Origin of the sequence: Vreelandella salicampi (genome assembly GCF_013415105.1) — a bacterium.
Taxonomy (GTDB): domain Bacteria; phylum Pseudomonadota; class Gammaproteobacteria; order Pseudomonadales; family Halomonadaceae; genus Vreelandella; species Vreelandella salicampi.
Genome location: NZ_JACCDF010000026.1, coordinates 1 through 8,664, shown reverse-complemented (window position 1 = coordinate 8,664; position 8,664 = coordinate 1). Strand labels below are relative to the sequence as shown.

7 protein-coding genes are annotated in these 8,664 nt (G+C 55.6%); 1 reads left to right on the top strand and 6 read right to left on the bottom strand.

The features are described from left to right. Positions 1-175 precede the first annotated feature (175 nt). The 5 genes from HZS81_RS17710 to leuS all read right to left on the bottom strand — a co-directional run bounded on the left by HZS81_RS17710 (position 176) and on the right by leuS (position 5,803). On the bottom strand, positions 176-1,144 hold the full coding sequence (locus tag HZS81_RS17710) for a PA2778 family cysteine peptidase (protein ID WP_179931847.1): 969 nt from the start codon (positions 1,142-1,144) through the stop codon (positions 176-178). After that, positions 1,122-1,508 carry a PA2779 family protein gene (locus HZS81_RS17705; RefSeq protein ID WP_179931846.1) on the bottom strand — a complete coding sequence of 129 codons (387 nt, stop codon included), beginning with the start codon at positions 1,506-1,508 and terminating at the stop codon, positions 1,122-1,124. The genes HZS81_RS17710 and HZS81_RS17705 overlap by 23 nt, the downstream gene beginning before the upstream one ends. Before the next feature lie 130 nt (positions 1,509-1,638). Then, positions 1,639-2,697: a DNA polymerase III subunit delta gene (gene holA, locus HZS81_RS17700; RefSeq protein ID WP_179931845.1), complete on the bottom strand. Its 1,059-nt coding sequence runs from the start codon at positions 2,695-2,697 to the stop codon at positions 1,639-1,641. After that, the gene (locus HZS81_RS17695; protein ID WP_179931844.1) at positions 2,694-3,206 is read right to left on the bottom strand and encodes an LPS-assembly lipoprotein LptE; all 513 of its coding nucleotides are present in this window, start codon (positions 3,204-3,206) and stop codon (positions 2,694-2,696) included. The genes holA and HZS81_RS17695 overlap by 4 nt, the downstream gene beginning before the upstream one ends. A gap of 11 nt (positions 3,207-3,217) precedes the next feature. Then, positions 3,218-5,803 carry a leucine--tRNA ligase gene (leuS, locus tag HZS81_RS17690; protein WP_179931843.1) on the bottom strand — a complete coding sequence of 862 codons (2,586 nt, stop codon included), beginning with the start codon at positions 5,801-5,803 and terminating at the stop codon, positions 3,218-3,220. Positions 5,804-6,050: 247 nt separating this feature from the next. Here leuS and HZS81_RS17685 point away from each other — a divergent pair, with 247 nt between their 5' ends. Continuing rightward, entirely contained in the window at positions 6,051-6,554 is a 504-nt protein-coding gene (locus HZS81_RS17685; protein WP_179931842.1) for a zinc ribbon-containing protein, read from the top strand. Positions 6,555-6,584: 30 nt separating this feature from the next. Here HZS81_RS17685 and HZS81_RS17680 read toward each other — a convergent pair whose 3' ends face one another. Beyond that, positions 6,585-7,901, bottom strand: coding sequence for a hypothetical protein (locus HZS81_RS17680; protein WP_179931841.1), 1,317 nt, complete (start codon positions 7,899-7,901; stop codon positions 6,585-6,587). Between the last annotated feature and the right edge of the window lie 763 nt (positions 7,902-8,664).

Genomic DNA, 8,664 nt, shown 5'->3' with positions numbered 1-8,664 from the left:
TCAGTTGTCGGTATCCCATACTCTGCTTCACTTTGGTCGGTAAGGCGGAGAGGGTACCGCTGCTGGCCCTCCTGCCTCTACCGTATGATCCAAAGTGCTGCAGTTATTCTATGAATTCAGGTCTTTCAACATGATTTACTCTCAGCATTTTTACCATCATCAACGTGCATAAACGTTATAGACTCTGAAGGGCTGATGCTGCACGTTCTTGCCACGGGCCGGGGAGTTGTGCGGCTTTCTCAAGCGCCTGTTGTGCCTTAGCTGAGTGCCCTTGAACTTGGAGCAAAAGGCCTAAATTTAACCAAGCTACGCCGAGTTCATGATTAGTGTGGGTTGCCTGGATTAGCGCTTCCCGTGCATCATTTACTTGTCCTAGTACATAGTAAGCATTACTTAAAGCAAAAAACCCCATCGCATTATCGGGTTGACGCTTTGTCAGCGCTTTCCAGCTAGGAAGGGCCGCGCTAGCACCGTGAAGCGCTTCGTAAGCACTGATGGCATCAACGGCCCGCTTCGGCGAGATGCCCGCCGGAACCTCGCCGGGTGGGGCAATGACAAACCCCCAACGCTCGGTGCGCGCCCACGTGGCATCGAAGCGACTAAACGAAAGCATATGGCGTTTGATCTCACCACTTCGCAGGATCAGTGTCTCATTAGAAAGGTCGTAGCCAATCGCCACGGCGTAGTGCCACATCGGCCAAGCGGGGAGAGATAAGTTCTGCATAACCACGACTGGGTCACCACCGGCAAGGTGCGTTAGCAGGCTATCGAGAGTTCCGCGGATGGGAAAAGCGATGCGTTCATAGCGTCTGGCGGTGGCTAACATTTCAGGCTGGACACTGCCGTCGCGGCCGGGGATGAACACTTGGGGGATCAAGCGTTCGACGTCGGCGTTGACGCCCTGATAGTTAAGTACCATCGCGAGCGCTGCCGGGCCGCACTGGTATTCCACCTGGGGGTGGAAGGGAACGTCTTTAAGCTCTACATGCGATGGCAGTGTTTGATAAGTGCTTTCGAGGAGAGCGGGGCGGCTTGCGCATCCAGTAAGAAGGATACTAACGATAAAACACAGCAAAACGCCCGCTGAGCGGGCGTTGTTTAGGCAGGTATGGCGCATTCGCTTAGCGGGTAAACGGATAAACATCCGTCAACCCGAGAATGTCAGTGACGAGCAGAATGACGAAAACGGCAAATAGCGCACCGACGACGCCAGCGCCAGCGGGCATTGCTTCAAGTTGCTCCGCCATCTGCTTCGCCTCGCTATCGCTTAAAGCGGCTACCCGGGCTTTTACCTCATCCGGACTAACGCCTTGAGCGAGAAGTTGCTCCTGTACATCTGCGCGGGCCAGAATATCGTGAATGCGTTCGCGCTCATCGCTTGCGTTATCGGCTTCAAGGGCGGCTTGTGTCGATACCAAACCGGTGGTTTGTGCCGCCGCGACAGGGAAGCTGCCGAGTGCTAATAGCGCGATTAATAAGATGGAAGTATAACGACGCAGTGTAGCCATGATGTATTTTCCTTTTTTGCGGTAAAAACAGACGGAGGGGGACACTTGCAACACAAGCTTGTTGAAAGTATAGAAATATAAAGAGGTGAGTTACATCGTTGTTTTGCTGCTGTCTGTCGTTTTTATCAACTTAATGTAAGCGATACGTCCAGGCGGATTCAGCCAGCATGCCACGGCCACCCGCAAGGGTAAATGCCAAATCGTGCAGGCCCGGCCACAAGGGCACGGGGGAGGCGCCTTTTACTGATAAATCTAAACGCTGGGCCATCAGTAGCAGTTTATGCAGGCGTTTCATGGGCAAGCGTGCGATGGCTTTTTGGTAAGCCGGTCGGCGCTTATCAAAAATCATGGGTTTTTGCGCCTTGCAGGCGTGCTCGAAGCTTTGGCCCTGATCAAGGTGCTGATGAATCGAGAGTAAGGTGCGTAGCTCTCGGCTGAGTGCCCACAGCACGATAGGCGCTTCCACCCCTTCGCTACGTAAGCCATATACGATTCGGGATACGCGGCTAGTTTCCCCTTTCAGGCACGCGTCGGCGAGATTGAAAACATCAAAGCGCGTGCTGTCGTCCACACCCTGCGCGATACTTTCAACCCCGACGCGGGCATTGGGTGGCAGCATAAGCGATAGTTTTTGTAGCTCTTGATCCGCGGCGAGCAAGTTGCCCTCTGTGCGCTCACCGAGTAGCCGCGCGGCGTCAAGATCCAGTTGCAGGCCGTGTCGCCCGGCACGATCACGCAACCAGAAGCCCAGGCGAGATGAGTCGACTGGCCATACCGGCACAAAGAGGCCGTGTTTATCCAGCGTTTTGAACCAAGCGCTCTTCTGCTGCCTGGCGTCAAGTTTCCCCATGCTGATGAGTAACACGTCCTCGCTTTGCGCTAACTGCTCGCCGTATTGCGCCAGGGTTTTGGTGCCTTCCTGGCCGAGCTTTTGGGTGCCAAGACGCACTTCAATGAGCTTGCGTGTGGAGAAAAGCGAGAGGTTGTTCGCGACTTCCAGAAGCTTCCCCCAAGCAAAGTTGGGCTCGACATCCACGACCTCACGCTCTTCGATACCGGCTTGCCGCGCTGCTTGACGCACGGCATCACAAGCATCGCGGTGTTGAAGTGGCTCTTCGCCCGCCACTATCACGACCTTGGGAAGCTGTTTGTCCAGCGCGGCAGGCAGTTGATCGGCGAAGACTTTCACGCGCGGAGCACCTCAAGCGTGGCTAAGCGCTCGATGATACGCTGGGCCAGCTGTTGGGAAAGATCTCGGCGCACCTCACTCATCAGCACATCGCGGTTGAGAAGGTCATCGTCGTTGATGCGTTGGCGAGTCGATGTGCTGACTCGCTCGTTATTGAGTACGTAGGCATTGTTGGATCGCTGCTGCAGCGATACGTGAGTGCTTAGGGTAAATTCATGCTCACGGCTACCGCGCCCTGCTGCGCCTAGCCGGCGTTCAGAGAGCTCGGGTGTGTCGAGGGTGAGACGCCATGGCGCATTTTCTTCGCGTACGCCCGCGCCGGTAGCGTCTAGCTGGGTTTGCAGTGACTGGGCAACGGCGCTACGTGTATCGCCTTCTAGGATGAAGGCGGGCAGTTTGAATAGGCTGTCGGAACCGCGCAACCTGAAGCCACAGCCGCCTAGCATCGCCACCGAAGCGGCGATGCTGACAGTGAGAGCGCTTTTGGCAAGAAATGTGCGCCGGTTCATAGGGCGATGCCTCATCCGCTGACCACAATATTGACAAGCTTACCTGGGACTACGATCACTTTGCGCACGGTTTTGCCTTCTAGGTGCCGCTGGACGTTGTCATCTTCCATCGCCATCGCTTCTACCGCGGCTTTATCGGCATGGGCGGGCGCTTGTAGGCGTGCGCGCAGCTTGCCGTTCACTTGCACCACCAGCTCAATGCTGTCGCGCGTTAGCGCCTGCTCGTCGAGCTTAGGCCAGGGGGCGTCGATGGCGGGCTCGGTATGCCCTAAACGCTGCCAGAGAGCATGGCAAGCGTGCGGTGTGATAGGCGCCAGCAGCAGCACGCAGGCTTCCAGCGCTTCACGGCTAACCGCAAGCCCCGGTGCCGAGTCATCATCAAAGCGCGCTAGCGTGTTGGAAAGCTCCATCACGGCCGCAATCGCCGTGTTAAAGGTCGTCCGCCGGCCAATGTCGTCGCTAGCTTTCTTGATGGTTTCATGAGTTTTGCGGCGCAGTGCTTTTTGGTCGTCGTTTAGCGTAGCGACATCCAAGTCACCCGGCGAACCGGCTTCCAAGTGCTCGTGCACTTGGCGCCAGAGGCGCTTCAAGAAACGGTGGGCACCTTCCACGCCGGAATCCGACCACTCGAGCGATTGCTCCGGCGGGGCAGCGAACATCATAAACAAGCGGACGGTATCGGCACCGAACTTATCGATCATCGACTGCGGGTCGACGCCGTTATTTTTGGATTTCGACATCTTCTCGATGCCACCGGTTTGCACCAGCTGGTCATCTTCGAGCAATATCGCGCTCACCGGGCGGCCTTTGTCGTCCCGCTTTACCTCAACATCCGCCGGGTTGAACCACTGCTTGCCGCCGTTGGCGGTTTCGCGGTAGTAGGTTTCAGCGATCACCATGCCTTGGGTGAGCAGCTGCTGGAACGGCTCGTCGGACTCCACCAGGCCAAAATCGCGCATCAATTTGTGGAAGAAGCGGGCGTAAAGCAGGTGCAAAATCGCATGCTCAATACCGCCGATGTAAAGATCGACCGGTAACCAGTAGTTGGCGCGCTCGTCGAGCATGGCATCAGGATTATCCGCACAGCAGAAACGCGCGTAATACCACGAGGACTCCATGAAGGTGTCAAAGGTATCGGTTTCACGCACCCAGCCGTCGCCGAGTTCAGAAAATTCGGGCATTTTTTTCAGCGGCGAGCCGGATGCGTCAACAGTGACTTCCATCGGCAGTTCCACCGGCAGTTCGTCATCGGTAAGCGGCACGGTCTGGCCTTCCGGGCCGTATTTGACCGGAATCGGCGCGCCCCAATAGCGCTGGCGGGCAACCCCCCAATCGCGCAGGCGGAAGTTGGTTTTCACCTCGCCGCGGTCGAGTTCAGCGAGCTTATCCGCCACCGCGTCAAAGGCTGCGCTAAACGCTAAGCCGTCAAACTCACCGGAGTTGATCAGCGTGCCGTATTCGACATAAGCGCCTTTTGAGAGATCGGGCGCATTACCGTTTTCGTCGGCGATGACAGGTTTGATCTCGATGCCATACTTGGTGGCAAACTCCCAGTCACGCTGGTCGTGGGCGGGGACCGCCATCACAGCGCCGGTGCCAAACTCCATCAGCACAAAGTTGGCGACAAACACCGGCACGGTGTTACCCGTGAGCGGGTGGACGGCATGATGCCCGGTGAGCATGCCTTTCTTCTCTTTGGTCGCCATTTCGGCTTCCGAGGTGCCGCCCTGGGCGCACTCTTCACGAAAGGCCGCGAGTTCAGCGTTCCCTTCAGCCGCTTGCTTGGCGAGGGGGTGATCCGCCGCGACGGCAACGTAGGTCACGCCCATCAGCGTATCCGGCCGGGTGGTGTAGACCGAGAGCGGCTCACAGTCGCTACCATCGGCATTTTTGATGCCGAACGTCATCTCAACGCCTTGAGATTTGCCGATCCAGTTGCGTTGCATGGTTTTGACTTGTTCGGGCCACTCGACGTTGTCGAGATCTGCTAAGAGCTCATCGGCGTAATCGGTGATTTTCAAAAACCACAGCGGAATTTCTTTGCGCTCAACCAAAGCACCGGAGCGCCAGCCGCGGCCTTCGATGACCTGCTCGTTAGCGAGCACAGTTTGGTCGACCGGATCCCAGTTCACCGTCGACATCTTTTTGTAGACTAGCTCTTTTTCCACCAGTTTGGTGAAGAACCACTGCTCCCAGCGATAGTAGCTCGCGTCACAGGTGGCGAATTCACGGCTCCAGTCGTAGGCAAAACCCAGTGTTTTCAGCTGGTTGCGCATGTAGTCGATGTTTTGGTAGGTCCATTTGGCAGGCGGCACCTGGTTTTGAATCGCGGCGTTCTCTGCCGGCATGCCGAAGGCGTCCCAGCCCATCGGTTGCATCACGTTTTTGCCCTGCATGCGCTGAAAGCGCGAGACAACATCGCCGATGGTGTAGTTGCGCACGTGACCCATGTGCAGCTTGCCGCTAGGGTAGGGGAACATTGATAGGCAGTAGAATTTCTCGCGGTTAGCATCTTCTACGGCTTTAAAGCACTGATGCTTGTCCCAATACTGCTGCGCGTCACGTTCGATATCACGAGGGCTGTAATGTGCGTCCATCGGTTTATTTCATGCCTTGGGGTGCTCGCCCGAAACATCGGGCACGGTGAATGATAAAAAACGAATGTTAGTTGATCTGTGCGATTGTATCCTATGAAGGGATAACCTTGAATGCCAATGCGTTATGGCGCCACCCAGCACAACGAAAAAGTGCAGGCAATAAGAGCGCACTGAAATGTTTTGTATTGGATTTGACTGTTTTAAGATCAGCATTTAAAAGCAGTGTTTAACAACACGGGAGAACGAGATGGCAGAGCATAACGACCACCGCCTGCGCGAAGGTTACGAGCGGCTGCTCGAACGCCTGCAAGACGGCGCCCAGGAACTCACTTGGGAGAACCTGCAGAAAGACCTGGATGAAGCCGTTGAGTTTGAAAGCGAGTTAGAAGAGTTCACCAAAGATGAACTGTCGCTTTTGCGCGCGTGGGTTGAACGCGATATCAAGGATATGCGTTATTTCATGGCGGATACTGGTAAACAGGTGGCGCAGTGGCTAGACATCGATATCAGCAACCTTTCGCGGCGTGTAGCGGAGTCACTGCTGTCTATCGCTGACCGCAGCGTGGTTGAGCGCGAACGTTTCGACGAAGACCTAGAAGCCGCTCGTGCCGACTACTGTGAAGGTGAAATGGCCGCCCCCGGCAAGATGGCCTGCGTTCACTGCGATGCCCCGGTGGTTTTAGAAAGTGTGGCGCGCATCGAGCCGTGCCATCAGTGTGGGCACCGCTATTTTTATCGCGTCAACGCCTGAGCTGTCTAACGGCTAGGTAGTTGTTAACCACTAGGCGTTCATCCACGTTGCCAAAAAGGCAATGGCGACGAGGATTAACGCGCTCATAACGGCGGCGTAAAGCAGGTTGTGGCGCATCATGCGATAACCGCTTACGCCATAGCGCCCCTGCAGCGAAAGGTTGATACCCGAAAGCGGCCCAACACTCGTACCCACTGCCCATGAGCCCAACGCCACAAAGGCAAACAGTGTTTGCTCGCCGCCTCGCAGATTCAGCACGGAGGCCAATACCGACACACCAATAATCGGGTGCAGCCCGGCCAGCGCGCTTAACGCGATGGCGGCGAAGCTGATCATCGCTTCGGGCGTGCCGAAATGGGCGAATAAGGTCCAATCGGTACCGGCCGCCGCCGATACCAGGGTAGAAAGCCCCAGCGTTAATAACCCCGCCGCTAAAAACAACGAAATTTCCCCACGCATGGCGGGTAGACGGATGAGGGTATGCTGGCGAACGCGGCGTAGGGTAAAAAGCGGCCCGTTGCGTAGGTTGCTCAGCACCGCAACGCCCGGCAACAAAAAAGTAATAATGCTGACAATGGTCAGTGAAGGCGTCAGCCAGAAGTGAAATAGCATCACCAGCGCTGCCATGCCCACCGGCATCAGCAGGCTGCGCGGCGCCAACGAAAAGCCGTCTACCTCGCGTAAATCAAACCGCCGCCGAAGCTCCAACGTGGTCAACAGCCCCGAAAGCATCGCCAGGGGAAACCCTACTAGGGCTATTTGTGTGTACTCAACCTCAGGAGCCAGCGACAGGACAACGCCCATTGAGGCAAAAAACGGCGACCATAGCGCCGCGCTGGAAAGCCCACGGTTCAGCGCCAACAGCTGCGGCGATGTGAGCGGCCCACGCCGGGCGAGCTTATCGCCGACCATGAACACGGTGGAAAGATTTAAAATCGTGCCCAAAAAGTGTACGCCCAACCAAGTACGCAACACACCGCCCGCGCCAGTTACGCGTTGGCCCGCCGTTCCTTTGTTACCTTGCTTGCCAATCAGCGAAATAAAACTAACGCCGACCAGCATCGCCACGACAAAAGCATTGCCCTGTAGCATGGCGGGCCAATCCACCTCAGCGCCGTACACAAACCGTGCCACCAGCAACATGCTCGCACCTAGCGCAATCAAAACGCCTGCCTGGATGCGCGAGCGTCGGGGAATATCCCGCCACAGCAAAAAAGCCGCCGCCCACAGCAAGTAGCTCACCGCGTGAATCGTCGCCATCCAACCGGTAAAACCAACTACTTGTGCCATCAAACCAAGTAAAATCAGCACGCCCGCCAAACGTTGCCGAGAAGTTGTCTCTTGCATCGCCATCCCTTATTAATCGAGTTAGCAGGCTAATCGGATTTGCCAAGGAAGGCCAGTGCTGAACCGACCTGTAAGACTGGAGGGTGAAGAGCTAGACTGGTCTAGCGATGACAAGGCCATAGCACTTGAGCGCATGCTTGGGTAGGGGAAAACAATAAACAGGACGCACGTCCATCAGGTATGCACGCAACAATCGATTGGCACTGAACCAATGTGGGAGCCCAATTCATTGGGCGGTCAGGAATCATTGTGGCACTGATGGTTAACTGGCTGGATTGTAAGAGCGCAATTTATTGCGCGATTAGGTTGTAAATATCCATCCAAAAACATCGTCGCGAAAAACTAACCTCTCGTATACGCCGAGCCTTTCCGCCCTCGCAACTTTTTACAGGAGGGTGCGTGACCTAAGCCAAATTTATGAATAGAGTAAAGCGATTAGAGCGAGCTCAGCAGTTGAAAGACTTTGCTATCAAAAGCTGTCTATTGAGTAAAAATGCAAACAAAAACGGTCGCGAGCGGTGCGTTTAACGTAGCCCAGTCGTACCGGGACGGTAGCGTGTTTTTGTGTAGCCTAGCTGGCAATCAATCCCAGCAACATCAGCATGCGCGTCAGCTAAACGCTTAATAGCGATTTGACAGGTCCTAGGTTTTGTACGAAAAGCCTTATCTGCTAATTTTACCTATGCAAAAGCAGCATAGGGAAAAAAATGGTCGGACGTTACGAAATCTCTGATGACGGCTGGGCACAGATTGAAGATATCGT